This is a genomic window from Flavobacterium movens, from assembly GCF_039581425.1.
GTDB lineage: Bacteria > Bacteroidota > Bacteroidia > Flavobacteriales > Flavobacteriaceae > Flavobacterium > Flavobacterium luteolum.
Genome location: NZ_JBCPXY010000002.1, coordinates 205,268 through 229,075, shown reverse-complemented (window position 1 = coordinate 229,075; position 23,808 = coordinate 205,268). Strand labels below are relative to the sequence as shown.

Annotated in this window: 22 protein-coding genes; 7 read left to right on the top strand and 15 right to left on the bottom strand. The window is 34.4% G+C overall.

Features of this window, described 5'->3' with window-relative positions; all coding sequences use genetic code 11:
- Positions 1–68: 68 nt before the first annotated feature.
- From AAYQ05_RS04495 to AAYQ05_RS04475, 5 genes are all read right to left on the bottom strand, one after another.
- Entirely contained in the window at positions 69–1,520 is a 1,452-nt protein-coding gene (locus AAYQ05_RS04495) for a TolC family protein (protein WP_343541414.1), read from the bottom strand.
- On the bottom strand, positions 1,513–4,680 hold the full coding sequence (locus AAYQ05_RS04490) for an efflux RND transporter permease subunit (RefSeq protein WP_343541412.1): 3,168 nt from the start codon (positions 4,678–4,680) through the stop codon (positions 1,513–1,515). The genes AAYQ05_RS04495 and AAYQ05_RS04490 overlap by 8 nt, the downstream gene beginning before the upstream one ends.
- A gap of 107 nt (positions 4,681–4,787) precedes the next feature.
- Complete coding sequence (locus tag AAYQ05_RS04485; protein WP_343541410.1) at positions 4,788–5,870, bottom strand: efflux RND transporter periplasmic adaptor subunit; 1,083 nt, start codon at positions 5,868–5,870, stop codon at positions 4,788–4,790.
- Between the two features lie 178 nt (positions 5,871–6,048).
- Complete coding sequence (locus AAYQ05_RS04480; RefSeq protein ID WP_343541408.1) at positions 6,049–6,429, bottom strand: hypothetical protein; 381 nt, start codon at positions 6,427–6,429, stop codon at positions 6,049–6,051.
- A 192-nt stretch (positions 6,430–6,621) separates the two neighbouring features.
- The gene (locus AAYQ05_RS04475) at positions 6,622–7,026 is read right to left on the bottom strand and encodes a GNAT family N-acetyltransferase (RefSeq protein ID WP_343541407.1); all 405 of its coding nucleotides are present in this window, start codon (positions 7,024–7,026) and stop codon (positions 6,622–6,624) included.
- A gap of 174 nt (positions 7,027–7,200) precedes the next feature.
- On the opposite strand from AAYQ05_RS04475, the gene AAYQ05_RS04470 reads away from it, so the two are divergent.
- Complete coding sequence (locus tag AAYQ05_RS04470; RefSeq protein ID WP_343541404.1) at positions 7,201–7,764, top strand: outer membrane beta-barrel protein; 564 nt, start codon at positions 7,201–7,203, stop codon at positions 7,762–7,764.
- A gap of 45 nt (positions 7,765–7,809) precedes the next feature.
- Here the strand turns inward: AAYQ05_RS04470 and AAYQ05_RS04465 are convergent, their stop codons facing one another.
- The 4 genes from AAYQ05_RS04465 to AAYQ05_RS04450 form a co-directional block, all read right to left on the bottom strand.
- Complete coding sequence (locus AAYQ05_RS04465) at positions 7,810–8,424, bottom strand: tetratricopeptide repeat protein (protein ID WP_343541403.1); 615 nt, start codon at positions 8,422–8,424, stop codon at positions 7,810–7,812.
- 163 nt (positions 8,425–8,587) lie between these two features.
- Positions 8,588–10,465 (bottom strand): M1 family metallopeptidase, encoded by a 1,878-nt coding sequence (locus tag AAYQ05_RS04460; RefSeq protein WP_343541402.1) that lies wholly within the window; start codon positions 10,463–10,465, stop codon positions 8,588–8,590.
- Between the two features lie 267 nt (positions 10,466–10,732).
- Positions 10,733–12,313, bottom strand: coding sequence for an NADP-dependent glyceraldehyde-3-phosphate dehydrogenase (locus AAYQ05_RS04455; protein WP_198856617.1), 1,581 nt, complete (start codon positions 12,311–12,313; stop codon positions 10,733–10,735).
- 75 nt (positions 12,314–12,388) lie between these two features.
- A complete protein-coding gene (locus AAYQ05_RS04450; protein WP_095929060.1) occupies positions 12,389–12,700 on the bottom strand; it encodes a rhodanese-like domain-containing protein in 312 nt (103 codons plus the stop codon).
- Positions 12,701–13,038: 338 nt separating this feature from the next.
- Here AAYQ05_RS04450 and AAYQ05_RS04445 point away from each other — a divergent pair, with 338 nt between their 5' ends.
- Positions 13,039–13,665 carry a Crp/Fnr family transcriptional regulator gene (locus AAYQ05_RS04445; RefSeq protein ID WP_281633523.1) on the top strand — a complete coding sequence of 209 codons (627 nt, stop codon included), beginning with the start codon at positions 13,039–13,041 and terminating at the stop codon, positions 13,663–13,665.
- A 267-nt stretch (positions 13,666–13,932) separates the two neighbouring features.
- Positions 13,933–14,718, top strand: a complete 786-nt coding sequence (locus AAYQ05_RS04440) for a sulfite exporter TauE/SafE family protein (RefSeq protein ID WP_343541395.1) — start codon at positions 13,933–13,935, stop codon at positions 14,716–14,718.
- Positions 14,719–14,805: 87 nt separating this feature from the next.
- Here the strand turns inward: AAYQ05_RS04440 and AAYQ05_RS04435 are convergent, their stop codons facing one another.
- The 6 genes from AAYQ05_RS04435 to AAYQ05_RS04410 form a co-directional block, all read right to left on the bottom strand.
- A complete protein-coding gene (locus AAYQ05_RS04435) occupies positions 14,806–15,192 on the bottom strand; it encodes a helix-turn-helix transcriptional regulator (RefSeq protein WP_281633525.1) in 387 nt (128 codons plus the stop codon).
- 238 nt (positions 15,193–15,430) lie between these two features.
- A complete protein-coding gene (locus tag AAYQ05_RS04430) occupies positions 15,431–15,835 on the bottom strand; it encodes a hypothetical protein (protein ID WP_343541393.1) in 405 nt (134 codons plus the stop codon).
- Positions 15,836–16,358: 523 nt separating this feature from the next.
- A complete protein-coding gene (locus AAYQ05_RS04425; protein ID WP_343541391.1) occupies positions 16,359–16,754 on the bottom strand; it encodes a helix-turn-helix domain-containing protein in 396 nt (131 codons plus the stop codon).
- A 261-nt stretch (positions 16,755–17,015) separates the two neighbouring features.
- Entirely contained in the window at positions 17,016–18,092 is a 1,077-nt protein-coding gene (cydB, locus tag AAYQ05_RS04420; protein ID WP_343541389.1) for a cytochrome d ubiquinol oxidase subunit II, read from the bottom strand.
- A gap of 2 nt (positions 18,093–18,094) precedes the next feature.
- Positions 18,095–19,441 (bottom strand): cytochrome ubiquinol oxidase subunit I, encoded by a 1,347-nt coding sequence (locus AAYQ05_RS04415; RefSeq protein ID WP_343541975.1) that lies wholly within the window; start codon positions 19,439–19,441, stop codon positions 18,095–18,097.
- A 414-nt stretch (positions 19,442–19,855) separates the two neighbouring features.
- Positions 19,856–20,446 (bottom strand): HD domain-containing protein, encoded by a 591-nt coding sequence (locus AAYQ05_RS04410; RefSeq protein ID WP_343541388.1) that lies wholly within the window; start codon positions 20,444–20,446, stop codon positions 19,856–19,858.
- 204 nt (positions 20,447–20,650) lie between these two features.
- Between AAYQ05_RS04410 and AAYQ05_RS04405 the strand changes: the two genes are divergently transcribed.
- The 4 genes from AAYQ05_RS04405 (at position 20,651) to AAYQ05_RS04390 (ending at position 23,745) form a co-directional block, all read left to right on the top strand.
- The gene (locus AAYQ05_RS04405; RefSeq protein WP_343541387.1) at positions 20,651–22,066 is read left to right on the top strand and encodes an MBL fold metallo-hydrolase; all 1,416 of its coding nucleotides are present in this window, start codon (positions 20,651–20,653) and stop codon (positions 22,064–22,066) included.
- A 106-nt stretch (positions 22,067–22,172) separates the two neighbouring features.
- Complete coding sequence (locus tag AAYQ05_RS04400) at positions 22,173–22,736, top strand: YeeE/YedE family protein (protein ID WP_343541385.1); 564 nt, start codon at positions 22,173–22,175, stop codon at positions 22,734–22,736.
- Positions 22,737–22,746: 10 nt separating this feature from the next.
- A complete protein-coding gene (locus AAYQ05_RS04395; RefSeq protein ID WP_343541382.1) occupies positions 22,747–23,223 on the top strand; it encodes a DUF6691 family protein in 477 nt (158 codons plus the stop codon).
- A 3-nt stretch (positions 23,224–23,226) separates the two neighbouring features.
- Complete coding sequence (locus tag AAYQ05_RS04390) at positions 23,227–23,745, top strand: GNAT family N-acetyltransferase (protein ID WP_343541380.1); 519 nt, start codon at positions 23,227–23,229, stop codon at positions 23,743–23,745.
- Positions 23,746–23,808: the final 63 nt, after the last annotated feature.

Below are 23,808 nucleotides of genomic sequence, written 5' to 3'. Positions count from 1 at the left end.
TTTTTACAAAAAAGCCTTTCAGAATTTTACTTCCGAAAGGCTTTCCCTCTACAAATTAATTGGCAATATTATTTCCATCCGCCGCCCAAGTCTCTATAAACATGAACTGCAGCATTTAATTGTTCTTTTTTAGTATCGATTAATTCTAGTTTTGCTTCTAATGCATCTCTCTGCGTCATCAAAACTTCAAAATAATCCACTCTAGCCGATTTAAACAAATCGTTAGAAACGTCAATCGAAGTATTTAAAGCGTCAACTTGTTTCGATTTAAGATCGTAACCTTTTTGAAGATTTTCGATCTTAGACATTTGGTTTGAAACTTCTAAATAAGCATTTAAAACCGTACGATCGTAATTGTATAATGCCTGAATCTGTCTTGCGTTGGCACTTGCAAACTCCGCTTTGATTGCATTTCTGTTAATCAAAGGCGCTACAAGATCTCCTGCCAATGAATATAAAAGCGATTCTGGCATGGTGAACAAATAAGAAGGTTTAAAAGCATTTACTCCGATTGCTGCAGTAATATCCAAAGAAGGATAAAACTCAGCACGGGCAACTTTTACATCTAGTTTTGCTGCAACCAACTCTAATTCTGCTTGTTTAACATCTGGACGATTCTGTAACAGTTGAGATGGAATTCCAGAACTTACTTGTGCTGGCAATAGACTCAAGAAGTTAGTGCTGCTTGTTCTTTTGATTTCCTGCGGATATCTTCCTAGCAAAAAGTTGATTTTGTTTTCGTTTTCTTTTATCTGCTGTAAAATATCAAATTCCAAACTTTGTGAAGTTAAAACCTCTGCTTCAAATTTCTTAACTCCCAATTCTGTTGCTCTTGCCGCTTGCTTTTGAACTTTTACGATTTCTAAAGCGTTAGTTTGCAATTTGATAGTCTGTTTTACAATATCCAATTGATTGTCTAAGGCCAATAATTCATAATAAGAATCGGCAACTTCGGCGATGAGGTTTGTAATTACAAAGTTTTTGCCTTCTACTGTAGCTAAATATCTGTTTAAAGCTGCTTTTTTAGAATTGCGCAGTTTTTTCCAGATATCAACTTCCCAGTTAGCATAAGCGGCGATAGTAAAATCTCCTAGCGGATCTGGCATTTCTTTACCAGGCTTAATCTCTGTTGTAGCATCACCCGCACCCTGGCTGGTATATCTACCCACTTTTTCGACTCCAGCTCCAGCACGTAAACCCGCTGTTGGCAATAAAAGTCCTTTTTTTACACGGATATCATTCTTGGCAATTTCGATTTCTTGCAGAGTGATATTTAGTTCCTGATTATTTTTTAGTGCAACATCGATTAAATCTACTAGATTCTGATCTTTAAAATAATCTTTCCAGTTTAATGCTGCCGTATTATTATTTGCATCCTGCGTTTGAGCTGTTGCACCAAACGACTCAGGAACTGGTGTACTTGTAGTAACTGCTGCCTCAGGTGCAGGGGTTTTACACCCTGCAACTGCTAGACAAACAGCTAACGCAATACTATATTGATATGATTTAACTTTATACATGATTGTTATCAATTTCTTCTGTTAATGGATTTTCTAATTCATGTTTTACCAATTTGTATTTTTCAGCAATTTTGGCAAAAATGAAATACAAGCCCGGAATTACAAAAACACCGCAAATGGTTCCGATAAGCATACCTCCCGCGGCTGCAGTACCAATTGTTCGGTTACCAATTTTACCTGGTCCTGTTGCAAATGCAAGTGGCAATAAACCTGCAATAAAGGCAAATGAGGTCATCAAAATTGGACGGAACCTTGCTTTTGCTCCTTCCATTGCTGACTGTAAAACTGATAATCCTGCAGCGTGCCTTTGTATGGCAAACTCTACAATCAGTACAGCATTTTTACCTAATAAACCAATCAACATTACCATGGCAACCTGTGCATAAATGTTGTTTTCTAATCCTGTTAATTTCAATAAAAGGAAAGCTCCAAAAATACCCGCTGGCAACGAAAGAATTACTGATAATGGCAGAATGAAACTTTCATATTGTGCCGCTAATACCAAGTAAACGAATCCTAAACAGATGAGGAATACCCAAATTGCTTGATTACCTTGAGCCACCTCATCGGCAGAAATACCTGCCCAGTCAATATCATATCCTCTTGGTAATTTTTCAGCAGCTACTCTCTGAATTACCTTAATCGCTGTACCAGAACTATAACCAGCAGCTGGAGAACCACTAATTTGTGTTGAGGTATACATGTTATGACGTGTAATTTCTGAAAGTCCGTACACTTTTTCTAATTTCATAAAAGCAGAAAAAGGAACCATTTCATCACGATCGTTTTTCACATATAATTTCAAGATATCATCTGGCTGTGCACGATATTCTGGTGAAGCCTGAACAATAACTTTATAGTTGATACCGAATTTAATAAAACTGATTTCGTAGTTACTTCCTACAAGAGTTGACAAAGTATTCATCGCATTTTCGATAGAAACCCCTTTTTGCTGAGCTAAGTCATTATCAACTTTCATCATGTATTGAGGGAAACTAGAACTATAGAAACTAAATACGTTTGATAATTCTGGCTGTTTGTTCAATTCGGCAACAAAGTCATTGTTTACCTGCTCCATTCTCTTATAATCTACAGAACCTGTTTTATCTAGCAAACGAAGCTCAAATCCTCCGGCAGCACCATATCCTGGTACAGCAGGCGGTTGGAAAAACTCGATATTAGCACCTGTAATATCTTTACATTTTTCTTCCATTTCATGCATAATCTCCAACACAGATTCTTTTCTGTCGCTCCAGTCTTTCAAGTTAACCAAACACGTTCCTGAGTTGGCTCCTGTACCTTCAGACAGAATCTCATAACCTGCCAATGAAGAAACTGATTTTACTCCATCAATATCTTCCGCAATTTTCTGAACTCTCTCAGCAATATTATTCGTTCTCTCTAAAGATGAACCTGGAGGTGTCTGAATTACGGCATAAAACATTCCCTGATCCTCATTCGGAATAAACCCTGAAGGAACTGAACTGCTTATTAAAAATGTTCCAATACAAAAAACTACAAGCGCCAAAATAGTAACAACTCTTCTGTCAACAATTTTACCTAATAAATGCTGGTATTTTCCTTGTGCTAAATTGAATTTTTCGTTGAAAGCATCAATAAATCTATTTGCAGGAGTTGGTTTTTTAGGCTGTCCGTGATTGTTTTTTAACATCATTGCACAAAGCGCAGGCGTCAATGTCAAAGCCACGATACCAGAAAGAATAATCGCCGTTGCCATAGTTACAGAGAACTGTCTGTAGAAAACTCCAACCGGACCAGACATGAATGCAACCGGAATAAATACTGCCGCCATTAAGAATGTAATTGCGACAATTGCACCCGCAATCTCATGCATGGCTTGTTTAGTCGCTTTAAATGGCGAGAGATGTTCTTCTTCCATCTTGGCGTGAACGGCCTCGATAACTACAATCGCATCATCGACGACGACTCCAATTGCTAATACTAAAGCGAATAACGTAATCAAGTTCAATGATATATCAAAGAATGTCATGAACACAAAAGTTCCTACCAACGATACAGGTACCGCAATTGCCGGAATAACCGTAGATCGCCAGTCTCCTAAGAAAAGGAAAACTACTAAACCTACCAGAATAAAGGCTTCAACCAAAGTATGAATTACTTTTTCGATAGAAGCATCTAGGAATTTAGAAACGTCATACGAAATCTCATAATCCATTCCTTTTGGAAATCTTTGTTTGATTTTTTCCAGTTTCGCTTTAACCTCTTCAATAACTTGATTCGCATTACTTCCAAAAGACTGTTTCAATACGATTGCTGCAGATGGTCTTCCATTCAAATTAGAATAGATATCATACATCGAGCTTCCAAATTCCACTTTAGCAACATCTTTCAATCTTAAAAGCTCACCATTCGGATTTGCTTTTACTACAATGTTCTCGTACTGTTCTTTTGTTGTAAAACGTCCAGAATATTTCAACACATATTCAAATGCTTGAGAACGTTTACCAGAACTTTCTCCCGTTTTACCTGGAGAAGCCTCCAAACTTTGACTTGATAATGCCTCCATTACCTCATCAGCAGAAATTTTATAAGCTAGCATACGGTCTGGTTTCAGCCAGATACGCATTGCATATTCACGTGTTCCTAAGATATCTCCAGAACCAATACCGTTTACCCTTTTCAATTCAGAAAGTACGTTGATATCGGCATAGTTGTATAAGAACTTCATGTCGGTATTTTTGTCTGTACTGTAAAGGTTCACGTACATCAACATACTCGGCACTTCTCGAGTAATTTTGATACCCTCTCTAATTACCAAAGGTGGAAGTTTATTGGTAACGGAAGCCACACGATTCTGAACGTTAATAGCAGCTTGATTAGGATCTGTACCTAAATTAAACACTACTTTAATTGTAGCTTCACCGTCGTTTCCGGCATCAGAAGCCATATATTTCATTCCTGGAACACCATTTAAGGCTCTTTCCAAAGGAATAACCACCGCCTTAACCATAAGCTCACCGTTAGATCCAGGATAATCTGCGGTAACATTCACCATTGGAGGTGAAATGGTAGGGAATTGTGTAATTGGTAAATTTAAAACCGACAACACCCCTAAAAAGACAATAATCAACGATATTACTATCGAAAGAACAGGTCTTTGAATAAATTTATTAAACATTTTTATATTTTTTAAATGATTAAACTTATTGAAGTTTAAAATGTTTCAAGTTTCTGGTTTCAAGTTTTTTGGTTCAGTACGTAACTTGAAACTATTAAAACAAAAAACTATTCTGCTTTTAAGCGTAAATGATTGATTACTTCTTTAGGAGATTCGTAATCGAATTTAATCTTGTCGTTTTCTTTTACTTTTTGAACACCTTCAAGTAGGATTCTGTCATTCTCTGTAATACCGCTTTTGATTACGTACAAATCAGGAATTTCACCTGTGATGGTGATTTCTCTAGAACTAACTTTGTTGTCCTTACCAACCACAAAAACATATTTTTTATCTTGAATTTCGTAAGTCGCTTTTTGCGGAATTACAATAGCATTTTTAAGAGGAACATTCATTTGAACTTGTCCTGTTTCTCCATTTCTAAGTAATTTTCCTGAATTTGGGAATCTTGCTCTGAAAGCGATATTTCCTGTTTCGTTGTTGAATTCACTTTCGATAACCTCAACATTTCCTTTATCTTTAAAAAGTTCTCCGTTTGCTAAAACTAAATTCACTTTGTTATCTGCACGATCTTTAATATGCGTTTCATAACTGATGTATTCTGGCTCAGAAACATTAAAATAAGCAAACATCTGACTGTTATCTGAAAGGCTTGTCAACAATTCGCCTTCATCGATTAAACTTCCTAATTTTAAAGGAATACGGTCGATTGTTCCGTCAAACGGAGCTCTGATTTCTGTGAATGATAAGTGAAGTTTTGCCAGTGCAACTTCAGCTTTTGCAGATTGCAATTTTGCTTGAGCTACACTTAATTCGTTTTTTGAAACGATATTTTTATCAGCCAGTAATTTTGAATTTTGTAATTCAATTTCTACTGATTTTTGTTCTGACTGCGCTTTTAACAATTCTGCCTGATACATGTTTGGCATAATTTTAAACAACAGCTGTCCTTTTTTTACAAACTGTCCTTCGTCAACATATATATTTTGTAAAAACCCTTTTTCTTGGGCGCGAAGTTCGATATTACGAACCGATCTAATTTGTGAAACGTATTCTTTGGTAAACGAAGTATCAATTCTAACCGGATTAGTAACGGTAAATTTTTCAACTTCTTCTTTTTCTTCTTTTTTAGATGTGCAGCTCGTTAAGCACACCAAGGCCATTAAGCCTGTGAAAACAATGATTTTTTTCATGATTTAGTTTGGAAATTAAGCGATTGAATGCTTTGGAATAAAAATTCCTTTTGGATGTTAAAATGCATCAGTCAGCCTTAGTCCAGACCATAACTTTCATATAAGCGGAAGTAGAAAAAATATACAACAGCAAGATACGCAGAGATCAAAACTCAGGTAACCGATGTATACTTTAGAATCAAATTCTTAATACTCGTTGAGTAATATAGATAGGATTTGAATGCCCAAATATAGGCGTAGAAAATTTTAAACGATTAGAATCATTCGCTGCAGACTGATCTGAAAGTGCCAGATACAAAGTGTCTACCAAACTGTACGAAGCAGTAAAATATTTGTTCGTAAGTAAATCAACATCTTCGCCTCCAACAAGATCTTCTTCTAAATCAATATCTGTAGCTTCTTCAATTGTTGAAGTCCCACGATCTTGATTAGTAAATTTAACTCTGTGTTTTTGTAGATGATGGTGATTATGAGGACCAAAAGTATTTGCATTCAAATATTGGCCTCCGCCAAACAGAAGCATATTCATGAATACTAAAAATACTATTAACTTTCTCATTTCGGTGCGAAAGTAATAAAAGAATTAAAACAAAAAAAGATTTTTTAACAAGCTTTAACAGTTACATAAAATGAAAACGTTTTCGGTAACTTTTTATATGAAGATTAGATGAAGAAAAGCATCATCCTATTCAAAAAATGCAATATAAACAACTACAAAACAAATATTTATGCAAACAAAAAAATTACTTTTCTATAGCTTAATTTCCATTATTGTAAATTCCTGTCCAGCTTTGACGAATGTTTTATGAGTATCTATAAGTCCCAATTTTTCATAAAAAGACTTTTTGTTGCTTCTGGCATTACACCAAACTTTTTGCAAATCTTTACTTTTTGCAAATTCCAAAATATATTTTAAGAGATAAGACGCAATTCCTCTTCCCTGATATTCTTCTAAAGTAGCCAATTTTCTAAACTGCATTTCTTTCCCTTCAATAAAACAAGAAACTATAGAAACTAATTGATCATCTTCAAAAACGCCAAAATGAGACCCAGCATCGTCTTCGTCTAACTTTACAAATTCGAAAGGCTGTTCTGGCCACATTACTTCATGACGGATCTGCCAAGTATCTGATGCTTTTATTGCTTTAATTTCCATAAGTATCTATTAAATCTTTCCAAAAATAATTCATTTTAATCTGAATAGAAAAAGTAAAACAAAAATCAGACATAGCTAACTATCAAAACTTTACATAAAAATAAATCAGACAAATCATTCAATTCTAATCTATTATGTTTATTTTTATAGAACCAAAATCAAACAGATTCCGTTATGAAAAAATTCTTTTTAGCAGCATTTTTATGTATTTGTGCCAATGGATTTGCGCAATTAATACAAATAGGACCGCAATTTTCGACTAATATTACTTCTGTCGATGCAAAAAACTTCAGCTCCGATCATACGAATACAGGAATTGGCTTTGCCGCTTTTGCTAGAGTAAATCTTACCGTTTTTTATGCGCAAGGCGAATTTGGTTATGCCCAAAGTAATTTCAGCGTTTTTCAAGACGGAAGAGGAGAAACCGAATTTAAACTCTCTGGAACTGATGCCACTTTAATTGCCGGTTTTAAAATTATTCCGCTGGGAAAAATAGGTAATGTAAGAGTTTTTGCGGGATACAATTGGAAGAATTATTCAGACATAAGCAGCAATAACAATCTGAATTCTATTGCTTTTGAAAGAAACAATCACAGTATACTTGGAGGTGTTGGAGTTGATGTTTGGAGACTGACTTTTGACATAAGGTATCTTGCAGGACTTACCGATATAGATGCTTCTAATGGAGAAATTAAAACCGGGGTAACAAACTTTTCACTAGGATTTAAATTTTTATAAAACATAAAGCCATAAAAAAGGGAATCAGTTGATTCCCTTTTTTTATTATATTTTAACGTAATAACTTTCCTCGTTATCATCTTTTATCTTTTCGACTCCATTTTCAGTCTTAACCGCTACATTAATAACATGTAATATGTTTGCTTTTTCATTAATACTGCAGTTCCAAACTGTTCCATCTGAAAGAATAATCTCTGAGAATACTGATACTGTAGTGCTATTATCATTGTAAACTAAATTTTCTGTTTTTAGAAGTTTCTTTACTTTCGTCTTTTTATCTACTTCATAAAACAATATTTCGTTTTCTTTAATTTCGATCAATTCATCAAAACTAGATTGACTACTGTCTGGCGATGCTGTTGTTGACCAAACTGGTTGACTTCCTGTTCTTTTCCAAGTTCCTAGAACGTTGCTTAAAATTTCTTTTCTCAACAGTCCGCGCAAAGTATCTACTTTACTAACAGCATCTTTTCCAATCTCATTGTCTGGTTTAATTTTAGCTGCTAAAGAGAATAAATCTATTGCCTTTACGAAATCAGCTTTTTTGTAGTAGGAAACTGCCAATTCGTATTTACTTTTTTGAAATGCAGTTTTTTGATCATTTTGTCCAAAGAACGGAAATGTATTTAACAATACAATAAACACAAAAATATTTTTCATTAGGGGGCGGGGTATTTTCTTAGTATTCTGCAAACCTAGTCTATTTTAGAGAAATATTCCTATATTTTTCTATATTTTAGACATTTTTAATGTTTTTCAAAAAAATAAAGCTGCTTTATTAAATAAAGCAGCCTTATTTTTTATTTTATTAAAATTTAAATAATTATTTAACATTTAAAATATTATTTTCGGGAGTCGCATCCATAAAAATACCTCCATCTAACTGAATTTGGGCTATTTTCTTTGCACTTTTCAGAATTATTTTGGCTGTTTTTTGATTTTTCTCCCAAATTGCAGGTGTTTGATGAAGTGTGACTTTCGATTTGTCAGCATAAGTAATAATAACGTCAAACGGAATTGCAAAACCTCCAATATTATCTATTGTTATAGTTTTTTTATCAACAGAAATACCTTTTACAGCGATATCTAAATAGTTGTTGGTAAAAAACCAATTATTAAAAAACCAATTTAAATTCTTGCCTGTTGCAGTATTAAACGAATTAAAATAATCCCATGGAATTGGATGCTTTCCATTCCAATTATCCATATAAGTATGTAAAGCCTTCTTAAACAAATCTTCTCCTAACAGGTCTTTCAAAGCCAAATAAGAAAGAGAAGCCTTACCGTAAGAATTGTTTCCATAACCTGCTCCAGAAACCTGTGTAGACATTGTTATAATCGGCTGATCTTGTTCTGAAGATCGATCGTTTATATAGTGTTTTACTCTGAATTCTTTATAAAAATTATCAGCAGCTTCTTTGCCATGTTCGGCAATTCCGATTAAATATTCAAAAGTTGTCGCCCATCCTTCGTCCATAAATGCATAACGCGTTTCATTGATTCCCATATAAAAAGGGAAATAAGTATGTGCTACTTCATGATCTTGCACTAACTGTGCAAAATTAGGATCCCCCATTTGCGAATCGTTGCACATCATTGGATATTCCATATCGGCAAAACCTTGAAAAGCTGTCATTTTAGAAAACGGATATGGAACTCCTGGCCAGTTGTTAGAAAACCAATCTAAAGCATATTGATTATTCTTTACAGAATTCACAAAATCTGTTCCTTTAACATCGTAAGCCGCCTGAACGCTAGCACGACGATTTGTTTTCTTGTCGACAACAACACTGCTAGCATCCCATAAATAATGGTCGCTTAAACCAAAACATACATCGGTAATGTTTTTAGCTTCAAACTTCCAGACATTCCAATCATATTGTTTCGTTACGATACCGCTTTTCATTTCCTGCTCGTTTGCAATGTGTAAAATTTCATCTGTTGTGTATGATTTTTTCAAACGTGAAGCAAACTCAGGCTGTAAAACCTCATCTGGATTCAATAAATCTCCTGTTGCATAAACAACATAATTTTTGGGTGCTTTTACAGAAAAAACATAATCATTAAAATCATTATAAAACTCTTGTCGATCTGTATGCGGCAATCTATCCCAACCGTTGTAATCATCAAGAACTGAAACTCGTGGATAACTGTATGCCACAAAAAAAGTAGTTTGGTCAATCTGCCCTTCTCGCCCACTCTCTTTAGACAAAGGATAATTCCACTGAATATTTATAGTAGTTTTCGAATGCGGTAAAATCGGTTTCTGCAATTTCACATTCCCAACCGTTCCCCATTTTCTAGCGTCTTCTTTGTATACTTCATTTTCAACTTTTAATGAAGTAATTGTTAATCCGTCGCTTAAAAAATCTTCACTCACATCGTTTCCACGAGACGAAGTAGGTTTATGAAGATTATTTACAAAACGAATAACTAAGTTTCTTAAAGTATCTTTACTATTGTTTTCGTAAATAATGGTTTCTGTTCCCGAGACCAATCTTGTTTTAGGATCAACAGAAATTTCCATATTATATTTTCCGCGGTTCTGCCAATAGTTTACACCAGGTTTTCCATCTTTAGAACGTGTTCCGTTCTCGTAGGCTTTTTTTATATTTCGAGGCATGTAAAGCTCTTGAGCAATAGTATCTTGGGCAAAAAGAACGAATGTTATTAATGCAAATTGTAAAAATCTCTTTTTCATAAATGATTTTTATGTCTTTAAATTGTTTGGTATATAATAAGACTGTTTTTTTTAAACAATGTTACAAATTTAATTATTAATTGTTAATGGTGAATTGTGAAATGCGAGTCGTGAAATGTGAAATGCGAAAAACATTCATTTCACATTTTACATTTCACATTTTACATTTCACATTTTACATTTTACTTCAAACATTTCACAAAAAAGAAAAACCGTCTATCACCAAAAGCAACAGACGGCATCTATAATTAATATATAACTTGATGGCTACAAAATATAATCTGTATTAATAAAATTCGATTCTTTGCTGTTAAGCAATTCCTGCAGAATCTCATTATTATAATCAATATCTTTTGAAGCTACAAACGTACGGATTGAGAATGAACGCAAAGCATCTGGAATACTCAAAGTTCCTACAGCAGAATCTTTTCTTCCTGTGAAAGGGAAAGCATCTGGCCCTCTTTGGCAAGAACTGTTGAGGTTTACTCTACAAACTAAATTAACCAAAGCATCAATTAGTGGTGCAAGCGTTTTAATATCTTTACCAAACAAACTTACTTGCTGCCCGTAATTTGATTCTGCCATATCTTTCAATGGTTCTTTAATATCTTTAAAAGAAAGTACAGGAACTACTGGACCAAACTGTTCTTCGTGGTAAACACGCATTTCTTTGTTTACTGGATATAAAACTGCTGGAAAAATATAATTATCAGTATGTTTTCCTCCTTTTTCATTAATCACTTTTGCTCCTTTGTGAAGAGCGTCATCAATTAAACCTTGAATATATTTTGGTTTATCTGTTTCTGGAAGCGGCGTTAATGAAACTCCTTTTTCCCACGGATTTCCGAAAAGTAAACTATCTACTTTTTCAGCAAAACGTTTGTTGAATTCTTCCGAAATTGATTCGTGAACATACAACACTTTTAGAGCCGTACAACGCTGTCCGTTAAAAGACAAACTTCCTGTGATACATTCTTGAATAGCCAAATCCAAATCGGCATCTGGAAGAATAATTGCTGGATTTTTAGCTTCTAAACCTAAGATTAAACGCAATCTATTTTTGTTCGGATGCTGATCTTGTAAAGCAATCGCCGATTTACTGTTTCCAATTAATGCCAAAACATCAATTTTTCCAGATTTCATTATTGGAGAAGCCACTTCACGTCCTCTACCATAAACAATATTAATTACACCTTTTGGGAAACTGCTTCTGAAAGCTTCCAACAATGGAGAAATACATAAAACACCATGTTTCGCAGGTTTGAAGATTACAGTATTTCCCATAATCAAAGCTGGAATCAACAATGAGAATGTTTCATTTAAAGGATAATTATACGGTCCAAGACATAAAACCACTCCAAGAGGTCCACGGCGAATCATGGCGTTTACACCTTGCACTTTTTCAAAATGCGAGCTGCGTCCGTTTAATTCTTTGTAGCTTGCAATGGTATCGTAAATATATTCTACCGTTCTGTCGAATTCTTTTTGCGAATCTCCAAGGTTTTTTCCAATTTCCCACATCAAAAGTTTTACTACTTCTTCGCGGGTTTCTTTCATTTGCTTCACAAATTTTTCCATGCATTTAATACGATCCACTACTTTCATAGTTGGCCATAAACCTTGGCCCATATCGTATGCATTGGTAGCAGCTTCGACAACTTCTGCTGCTTCTTTTTCTCCCATAAAAGGGATAGATCCTAATAAAGTAGGCGAATACTTTTCAGTTGAAGAAATAGTAGAAAACACAGGTGTGGTTTGCCCTGTCCATTGTTTCAATTCTCCATTTACAAGATAAGTATCTTGATTTATCAAACTTTTAATCTGATATTCTTCTGGTATAAAACTCATAATTTGGTTTGTTTAATGGTCTGGTAATTCTATTTTCAAAAGAAAAAAGAGGCTTTTTTAATGCCTCTTCTTCTTTTATGGTTGTACTGTTTCGCCTTCCCAATCCAGGATACCTCCAAGCAGATTGTAAGCGTTTTCGATACCCAATTCGTTCATGATCTGACACGCTTTTGCGCTTCTAGCACCAGAACGACAGTATACATAATAATTTTTATTTTTGTCTAATTCTTCGATTTCATAGATAAATGCCTGCCCTTTATTGATATCAATGTTTAGAGCATTCTCAATGTAGCCGTCATTAAATTCGTCTTCAGTTCTTACATCAAGTATAACTGCATTTTCGTCAGCCTCTAACTGAGCAACCCAATCTTCTTGTGATAAATTCATAATAAAATGTGTTTTTGTAAAATTACGACGTTTCTCCATATGAAAAACGTACCAAATGCGATTTCGATTATTATTCTCAGAAAACGTTTTAGAGAAAGTATTATAATCAGTGAATTACAAATTTACTTACTATTTTCAAAAATTCAGCCTACAAAATCGATAGAAAATAGGATTTTTTCATTTATATAAAATTAATCTTAAATCTAGTTTTCTGATAATTATTCCCATCTCAAACCCTTATCTTTGCAATCAATCATATATTTTTATTCGATTTTGATAAAAATATTCGCCACGAATTCTCACGAATTAATGCAATTGGCGGCAAAAAAATCTACAATATGCAGCATTCATTAAAAACCATTTTTCCTAATTTCTCTAACGAGCTTATCGCTACAATAGAAGAAAACGGAAGTCTTCAAGATTTTGAAACCGGAACCATTTTAATGCGTACCGGACAGTATATTAAAAATACAGTTTTGATTATTAAAGGAAAAATTAAAATCTATCGCGAAGGCGAAGATGGCGGAGAGTTTTTAATGTATTATCTACAACCTGGACAAGCTTGTGCCATCTCGATGATCTGTACTGCCAAAAGCGAAAAAAGTCAAATTATGGCAAAAGTGGTCGAAGATGTTACCGTAATGATGATTCCGTTACAATTGATGGACAAATGGATGATGGAACACCGTTCTTGGTACGAATTTGTAATTGAAACTTATCGAAGCCGTTTTGAAGAAGTTCTCGAAGTGGTTGATAATATCGCTTTCCGTTCTATGGATGAAAGACTAGAATTTTACCTAAAACGCCACTCTGATGCTTGTGGCTGCTCTGAAGTGAATCTCTCACACCAAGAAATCGCAACCGAATTAAATACCTCGCGCGAAGTAGTTTCCAGATTACTCAAAAAAATGGAACAGCGAGGTTTAGTCAAACTCAACAGAAACCAGATTGAATTATTGAAATAGTTTTTTTTTAGCCACAGATTAAAAGGATTATTAGGATTTCTTTTTATTAAGAATAGAAAAATCCATCTAATCCTTTTAATCTGTGGCAAAAATATTTCCTGTTGTCAGGCTGACCGAAGTCGAAGCCTCGCAAAGCATTTCGACTTCGCTCAATTTGACAAAATAATTCGTGAAAATTCGTGAATTCGTGGCGAAAAAAAATCTTCTGTGATAAATGTTACTGTAGGATTCTAATTTCCGAGGCAACTTTGCATTAAAACAAATGCAATGGAATATTTAGGATTTTTTGCCTCAATCATAATCGGAATCTCGCTTGGCTTAATTGGTGGTGGCGGTTCTATTTTGACTATTCCAATTTTAGTTTATTTATTTGAAGTAAATCCTGATCAGGCCACTTCTTATTCTTTATTTATTGTCGGATTAACAGCATTGTTTGGAAGTTACAGCCATTACAAAATGGGAAATCTGAAGCTGAAATCGGCTTTGTATTTTGCAATTCCTTCTGTTATTTCTATTTTAATCATTCGTGAAGTAATTTTTCCGCAAATTGCATCAACTCTGTTTTCAGTTGCATCTTATACCATTTCAAAAGATTTTCTTATTATGATTGTCTTTTCTATATTGATGATTACAGCTGCTATTTCTATGATTAAAAAAAATCAGCCCGAAATAACAGCAGCAGAAACCAATTATCCGCAACTTAGCTTAATTGGCTTTTTGGTCGGAATCGTAACTGGATTTCTAGGCGCTGGCGGCGGATTCTTAATTATTCCTGCCTTGCTTTTTTTCGCTAAACTGCCCATGAAACAAGCTGTTGGAACTTCTCTGTTAATTATCACCATAAATTCCTCAATAGGTTTTGCCGGAGATTTATACATTGGAACACCTATAAATTATACTTTTCTTTTAAGCGTTTCTGCAATGGCCTTAATCGGAATGATGATTGGAAGCCAGCTTTCTAAAAAAATAGATGGCACAAAATTAAAACCTCTTTTTGGATGGTTTGTCCTCGTAATGGGATTTTATATCATTGCCAAAGAAGTTTTATTCTAACCGTAATTTCAAAACTTTTATTTAGTTTCACTTGTAGAGTAATCTTTGTCAAAGTTTATAACTTTGACAAAGATGAAACTAAAACCTTCAAATTTCTCCAAACTTATCTTTATAACGTTCCAGCTCAATTTCGGTTCTCGAAAGCAGTTTTTCTAATAACTGGATTTTGTCTTCATAAAGCTCTTTAAGTACCGAAGAATTATCGGCATTAATCAAAATACTGCCGTTATTGTTTCCTGTTATTTTGTTGTAATTATTAAAATATTTATCGTAATCAAAACTAATTATATCCTCAACGCTGACATCTAAAATCCTTCCTATTTCAACCAATTTTTCGTAACTCAAAGAAGTCTTTCCTTTTTCAATTTTACTGTAACCTGCCTGAGTTACACCTAATCTTTCTGCCATATATTCTTGAGTATAATTTTTTAACTCTCTAATGTTTCTAATCTTGTTTTTAATTGTTGTGGCCATAATTTTTTAATCTGATTTGGGGTCATGTATAGTTAAAACAGCCAGCCGTTAAATTACAACGGCTTAACTACACTTCTTTTTGGGTATTATTATTGAAGCTTCATCAATAAAGAAATATGATAAGCATTTTTGTTAATTCTTTCTTTTGGTAATAAAATAACCGTACATCAAAGCTGCCATTATGAAAATAAAGTCATATTGGGAAATAGTAAATTCAAACATTTCTGATTTTTTTTTGTTAGGCAGTTCTTTTTACACTTCTTTCAAACTGAAGATCTAAATAGTAATCGATCTGTTTTCCAACCAATATACGGTCCTCTGGTGCTATTTTGGTTTTAATTTCTTTTTGGTAAATATCTTTAACAAAAAGAAAATATACAAACTCAGTTTTATCATTAAACCTCGCAGCTATAATAAAAGCATAGCATAAAATTGAAGGAATAATATAATAGAGATCCATTATATTAGAAAATAGCATACAATAATATGCAGCAGCAGTTACGGCAATAAAAGCACCATTTTCAAGAAAATACTTTTTCTTTTTTTTGAGCAGTCCAAGTTCTTTAATTTCGTCAAATTGATACTGCCAGTTTTTAGATTTATAACGAAATCTAACCTCATCGGAAAAAATTGTTAAAGGCATAATTAAGTAGGTAAAATAGCTTTACGCTTTTAGTAAAAATGAATTGCTAAAAATTTTTTAGGGGGAAAAAATTCTTAGATACGCAATATTAAGCATTAACTGCTTTTTTTTCTTACAGTACAGCTTATAGAATATAACTATCAGTTGTAATTAAATCTTTCGTAAAAATTATCATACACTTTTAACTGCCAAAATATATTTATTCTTAGAAGACAATAATTTGGGCGTTTCCTTCGGCCGGGCTATCCGCTTTATTCCCGATTAACAAAAACTACGGCTAAAAAGCCTTGTTTTTCTAAATCGGGAGATACCGCTCCTATCCCTAACGCAGACTCAGGTAAAATGACGTTTAAGTCTTTAAAATTTTCAATCAATTGCCTCCAGCTTTAGCTGGAGGTAAAAAACATTTTTAAAAAAGGCTTTAGCCAAAACCGCAAAGTTTGGCTAAAGCCTTAATTCAAATTCAAACAAAAAACCTCCAGTTAAAACTGGAGGCAATTCATTTTTATCTTTTGGTTTTCTATTATTTTTTTAGCAGTTTTTCTAAATATTCTACTTTTTCTTTTTCAGCCTGAACTAATCGCTCGTAAAGTTCAACCACTTTATCTAAAGGATTAAAAGTTGCATACATTCCTTGATTAAAACTATTTCCTTGACTTGAACTATTATCATAAAAATTATTAAAGAAATTGAAAACAGATTCTTCCGAAAAATTTTCAATTGCTTCAATAGTAACACCAAGTGCTTTTGCTATTTCAGTCAATTTTTCTTTATCAATTGTTTCGCTAGCTTCAATATTCGAAATAGTCTGCTGGCTTAAACCAATTGCAATTGCCAAAGCTTCTTGTTTCATTCCTTTAAGCTCTCTAATTCGGCTTATGTTTCGTCCTATATGTTTTGGTTTTGCTGTTGTGCTCATAATTCAAAGATATTTAAAATTCTTGAAAAATTATCTGATTGGTAAAAATACATATTTTTCTCACTATAAAATTAAATTGCCTCCAGCTTTAGCCAGAGGTAAACAAATGTATATGAAAAGGCTTTAGCCAAAATCGCAAAATTTGGCTAAAGCCCAATTCAAATTAAAATAAAAAACCTCCAGTTAAAACTGGAGGCATTTGATTATATTTTCAAAATATTAATTCGTGAAAATTCGTGCAATTAGTGGCTACAAAAAAAATCAATGTTCCCCATACCCAATATCATCCATTTTCCCACTGAAAACACGATATTGAATAACAAAATAAATAATCACGAGAAACAAAGCGATAAAAAACCAACTCATACCTACATTTAATCCGTATTCATGAGCTGCTGTGTTGTAAATCGTTAAAGACGGATTCACTTTATTGGTTGAAGGCAAAACATTCGGAAAAATAGAAACCGCTGTCGAGGCAAATCCTCCAACTAAAAACAAAGTCGAAAACAGAAATCCGTGACCGTCTTTTTTAAAGGAACGAACTTTAAATAATCCCGCAATTCCGACAAAAGTCATTAAAGGAAAAAACCAAAGAATCGGATTTTCAACAAAATTATGAAACGGTTTCGGCTCGATAAAATGCCAAATTCCCAAAGAAATAAAAACCAAAATCAGCAGAACAAAGTTCAGTCTAAAAACTACATTTTTCAATTTCGGATTCAGCGCCGAATTTGTTTTATAAATAATCCAGTTCGCACCATGAATCGTCAAAGCTACAACACTCACAATTCCTAAGAAAAGCGTAAACCAGTCAATAATTCCCAATTCATCTGCTTGCGGACTAAATGTAGGATTCCATAAAGGCAGAAAGAAAAAATGTGCTTCTTGCGTAGAAACTCCGTTTTGAACCATTCCAAGATTGACACCACGAACTATATTTCCTAAAGCAATTCCGAAGAAAAGAGCCAAAAGCAAACTCGCGATTCCGAAAGCTTTATCCCAAATGCTTTCCCACATATGATTGTGAATTTGTCCGCGCATTTCCAATCCAATGGCACGGAAAATCAAAAGCCATAAAATCATAATCAAAGGCAGATAAAATCCGCTGAAAGATGATGCATATAAAGTCGGAAAAGCAAAAAACAAAACTCCTCCCGCTGCAATCAGCCATACTTCATTGGCATCCCAAAACGGACCAATGGCATTGGTAATTGCTTTTTTATCTTTTTCTGTATCAGCAAAAAATAAATGAATAATTCCTGCACCAAAATCGTAACCGTCTAAAACCAGATAAACGGCCAGAATTCCCATTAAAACTACGTACCAAAAAAATTCCATACTTATATTTTTTCTGTTGAAAGTTCCACATGACGCGGACCTTTATTGATAATTTTTCCAATTAAAAGCAAAAACAACATTCCCAGTAAAAGGTATAAACCGATAAAACCAAGCAATGTAAACAAGGTATTTCCTGATGAAACCGTCGGTGAAGCTCCGGCTGCCGTTCTCAGTAAATTATAAACCAACCAAGGCTGTCTCCCTAATTCTGCCGTATACCAGCCTGTTGTGTTAGCAATGTATGGAAATGGCATCATGAACATTAAAGACCATAAAATCCATTTGGTTTCAAACAATTTTCCTCTAATTAATTGAAAAAGCGAAAGCACCATCAATCCTATAAAAACTGTTCCGAGTCCAACCATAATATGATAGGCATAATACAATCCAGAAATATTGGTTGGGTGCAAGTCTTCTTCAAACTGATCTAAACCTTTTATTTCCTGATCCCAGTTTCCATAAGTCAGGAAACTTAGAATGTTTGGAACAGCGATTTTATTATCCAATTTTTTATCTTTTACATCGGGCTGACCGATTAAAACAATTTCTGAACCTTTCTTTTCGGTATGAAAGATTCCTTCCATAGCAGCAAAAGTTACAGGCTGGTATTTCACAACATTTTTAGCCAATAAATCTCCTGTTGGAACAGCCACAATAACACTTGAAATCAATCCAAAAATAACGCCTGTCTTCAAGAACAATTTCCCGAAAGAAACATTTTTATTGCTTAAAATATAGAAAGCTCCAATTCCAGCCACAACAAAAGAACTCGTTACCAAAGAAGCAGCTTGATTGTGCAAATAAGAAGGCCAAAGCCAAGGATTTAAGAATAAAGCTTGAAAATTATTTAGAACAAATTTTCCATTTTCGAGTATTTCATAACCAACTGGATTCTGCATCCAAGAATGTGTGGCAATAATTAAGTAACCACTCGCCCACGAACCAATCATGATTAATAATCCAGTTACAAAATGCCATTTATGTCCGAGTAGTTTTTCTCCAAACAGAAATAATCCGAGAAAAGAAGATTCGAGAAAGAAAGAAAACATTCCTTCCATCGCCAATGTCTGACCAATGATTCCGCCTGTTAATTCGGAGAATTTTGCCCAGTTGGTTCCAAACTGAAACTCCATCGGAATTCCGGTTACAACGCCCATTGCAAAATTGAGGGCAAAGATTTTCATCCAGAAATGGGTGGCGTGATTGTATTGTTCATCTTTAGTTTTGAGATATTTCCACTTGAAGTACACAATGATCAACGAAAGACCCATTGTAAGTTGCGGAAAAAGATAATGAAAAGTGATCGTGAAGGCAAATTGCATTCGATCATAAAAGAGCATTTCTTCCATAATGGTAATTTGTTTATGAAGTTCCACAAATTTAACCATTAGAACCCGAATTAACCTCCTTTAAAAAAAGTTTATCGCCCGATATTTGTTAAACTTTTCAACAATTTAAAGGGTGAAAATGACACTTGTCATTTTTTGCGTTAGGTACAGTTTGTCATTTCGAACGAAGAGAGAAATCTCCACAAGAAGCTCGACAAAGAATGGCTTCTCGTTGCGGAGTTACTTGTGAAGATTTGCTTCGCCTGTTCGCTATCGCTCGAGTCTCCTTCGTCGAAATTACAGGATTGCATGTAGATTTACGTGATCAAATATAGCCCGTGGTTTCAACCACGGGAACAAAATGCATATCCGATACGTTTCCTGCGGTTGAAACCGCAGGTTATGTTTGATTTTGATTATGTGAGTTATGTTTTGTTATTTTTCTAAAATACCTTTTTGAACACTTTCATTAATCAAACCTTCAGCATAATTCCATATCGATTCTGAACCATTTTTAATAACGCTTTTCTTTTCATAGACTTTATCATATTTCACTCCAAACTCCTTCCAAGTTCCACCGTTGTTTGATGTGTTTTGCAGCAAAGGCTCTAATCTGTCCATTGATCTTGCAAATTTGGCTTCGTTGGTTTCTCCTGCTTCAAATTCTTCCCAAATAGCAATTAATTCTTCGGCTTGTTTTTCTGGAAGCAAACCAAAAATTCTCTTGGCGGCTAAACGTTCTTCATCTGTATTGTCATGACTTTTAACAGTATCATAAATGAAAACGTCGCCAGCGTCAATTTCGACAATATCATGAATTAAAACCATTTTTACGACTTTCAAAACATCAATGGGTTCATTGGAGTGTTCTGCTAAAACGATTGCCATCAAGGCCAAATGCCAGCTGTGTTCTGCATCATTTTCGCATCTATCGCTGTTGAATAATTTTGTCTTGCGCTGAATGTATTTTACTTTATCAATTTCTTTTATAAAAGCAATTTGATCTAATAAGTCCTGTGTATTCATTTTCTTTTTTGTTTTAAAATGACATTCGTCATACGCAAAATTAAAGCTTAAAGCGTAATTGCTCAACTTAAAATTAAGTTATCTCAATCGAATATGGCAAACTGCGCTTTTTTTACACAAAAACCTAATTTCTGTAACATTAGTCACCTATTTTTTTAAAAAACAAAGTTACCTTTGTATCCCATCATTTTTACAATACCTATCATGAAAATAGAACAAATTTACACCGGATGCCTCGCTCAAGGTGCATATTATATCACTTCAAATGGCGAAGCGGCCATTATTGATCCGCTTAGAGAAATTCAGCCTTATCTGGATCGTTTAGAGCGTGATGGCGTTAAACTAAAATATATTTTTGAAACGCATTTTCACGCCGATTTCGTTTCGGGTCACGTTGATTTAAGCAAAGAAACAGGAGCTCCAATTGTTTACGGACCAAATGCTGCCTGCGAATTTGACTGCATTTCTGCAAAAGACGGACAGGAATTTAAAATCGGAAAAATAACTATTAAAGTATTGCATACTCCAGGACATACTATGGAAAGCACGACTTTTTTACTGATTGATGAAAACGGAAAAGATCATGCCATTTTCTCTGGAGACACTTTATTTATTGGTGATGTTGGACGTCCCGATTTAGCGCAAAAAGCGGCTGGAATGACGCAAGATCAATTGGCTGGAATTTTATATCATTCGTTAAGAGATAAAATCATGACTTTGGCAGATGACGTAATCGTTTATCCTGCGCACGGTGCAGGAAGCGCCTGCGGAAAAAACATGAGCAAAGAAACTGTTTCTACTATCGGGAATCAAAAAGCGACAAATTATGCTTTGCGAGCTAATATGACCGAAGAAGAATTCATCAAAGAAGTAACTGACGGTTTATTGCCTCCTCCTGCCTATTTCAGCATGAACGTTGCAATGAACAAAGGTGGTTACGAAAGCTTTGAAACTGTTTTAAACAACGGAATGAAAGCTATAAACGTAAAAGATTTTGAAGCTGTAGCTGAAGAAACTGGTGCTTTAATTCTGGACACAAGAAGTGCAGCTGATTTCAGTAAAGGATTTATTCCGCAGTCTATTAATATCGGAATCAATGGTGATTTTGCGCCGTGGGTTGGAACTCTAATTGCCGATGTAAAACAGCCAATTATATTGGTTACCGCCGCTGGCATGGAAGAAGAAACGGTAACTCGTTTAAGCCGTGTAGGTTTTGATACGATTATTGGACATTTGGAAGGCGGTTTTGAAGCTTGGCAAAATGCAGGTTTCGAAATAGACACTGTTAACCGAATTACAGCGGAGCAATTTGCCAATGAATTTAAACTTGGCGAAGACAAAGTAATAGATATTCGTAAAGAAACAGAATATGAAGCAGAACATATTGACGATGCTTACAGCAAACCTCTGGCTTATATTAATGACTGGGTAAAAGACATTAATCCAAATGAGCATTTTTATCTGCATTGCGCAGGAGGTTACAGAAGTATGATTGCTGCCTCTATCCTTCAAGCAAGAGGTTTCAGAAATTTCTCTGAAGTTGAAGGCGGTTTTGGTGCAATTTCTAAAACCAATGTTCCTAAATCGGATTTTGTTTGTCAAAGCAAAACATTAAAATAATTAAAGGTTCTGAGTTGCTAAGGTTCTAAGATTTTTGACCTTTGGGACTTAACAACTCAGAATCTAAAGAACCTTAGAATCTTAGTACCTTAGAACCTAAAAAAATATGTTAGAAATCATAAAAGAACCATGGCCTTGGTACGTAGCAGGCCCTTTGATTGGATTAACTGTTCCAATTTTATTAATTATCGGAAACAAATCTTTCGGGATTAGTTCTTCTCTTCGTCATATTTGTGCGGCTTGTATTCCTGCAAATATTTCATTTTTTAAATACGACTGGAAAAAAGAAAGCTGGAATTTATTCTTTGTTTTAGGAATATTTCTAGGCGGTTTTATCACTGCTCATTTTTTATCGAATCCAAATCCTATAGAGATTGCTCCTGAATTATCAGAGAAATTAGCAACTTACGGAATCACAGATCATAGTGGTTTGGTTCCTGCACAATTATTTTCTTGGGAAAGTTTATTAACGCTTCGCGGATTTATCATGATTGTTGTTGGTGGATTTTTAGTTGGCTTCGGAACTCGTTACGCTGGCGGATGCACAAGCGGACACGCGATTATGGGATTATCAAACTTACAATGGCCATCATTGGTAGCTACAATTTGTTTTATGATTGGTGGTTTTGTAATGGCACTTTTGATTTTACCTTATATTCTTTCACTTTAAAATTTAGAAAATGAATTTAGAAAATAAAAATATAGACGGCGAAGGAATCAACGCAAGCCAGAAAAAAGAAACTGCATTAGGAAATCTTAAGTATTTAGTTGTTGGTATCTTTTTCGGAATTGTATTCGTAAAAGCAGAAATCATCAGCTGGTTTCGTATTCAGGAAATGTTCAATCTAGAGTCATTTCACATGTATGGCGTAATTGGATGCGCTGTCGTAGTTGGATTAATATCAGTACAATTGATTAAAAAATTCAATATCAAAACTCTTGATGGCGAAAAAATCGAAATCCAACCAAAGACTTTCAGCAAAGGACAAATTTACGGTGGCTTATTATTCGGTTTCGGATGGGCAATTACTGGAGCTTGTCCAGGTCCGCTTTTTGCTCAAATTGGTACAGGAGCTACAGTAATTGTAGTGACTTTGGTTAGCGCCATTGCTGGAACTTGGGTTTATGGTTTGATTAAAGATAAATTGCCTCATTAAAAAATGAATACAACAGAAAAGCTATCTCTAAGAAAAGCAAATCTTTCAGAAATACCTCAAATCTGGGAAATACTGCAAGATGCAATTGAACAAAGACGATTAGACGGAAGCACGCAGTGGCAAGATGGCTATCCGAACGAGCTTTCTATTAAAAGCGATATCGAAAATGGTTATGGATATGTTTTTACAGAAGACGAATCCATTCTGGCTTATGCAGCTATTATTTTTGACAAAGAGCCTGCTTACGAAAATATCGAAGGCAAATGGCTTACTGATGGCAATTATACTGTTGTGCATCGTGTAGCCGTTTCGAAATTGGCAAAAGGAAAAGGGATTGCAACCAAATTATTTGAGAGCATCGAAGGTTTATCTGTCGAAAATAAAATTTACAGTATAAAAGTAGACACAAACTTCGATAATACTCCGATGTTGAAAATTTTAGACAGATTAAAATATACGTATTGCGGAGAAGTCTATTTTAGAGGCTCTGCAAGAAAAGCATTTGAAAAACGATTGAGCTAAATAAACAATATATACAATTGATAACCCGACATGTTCTATGAATCTGTCGGGTTTGTTTTTGTT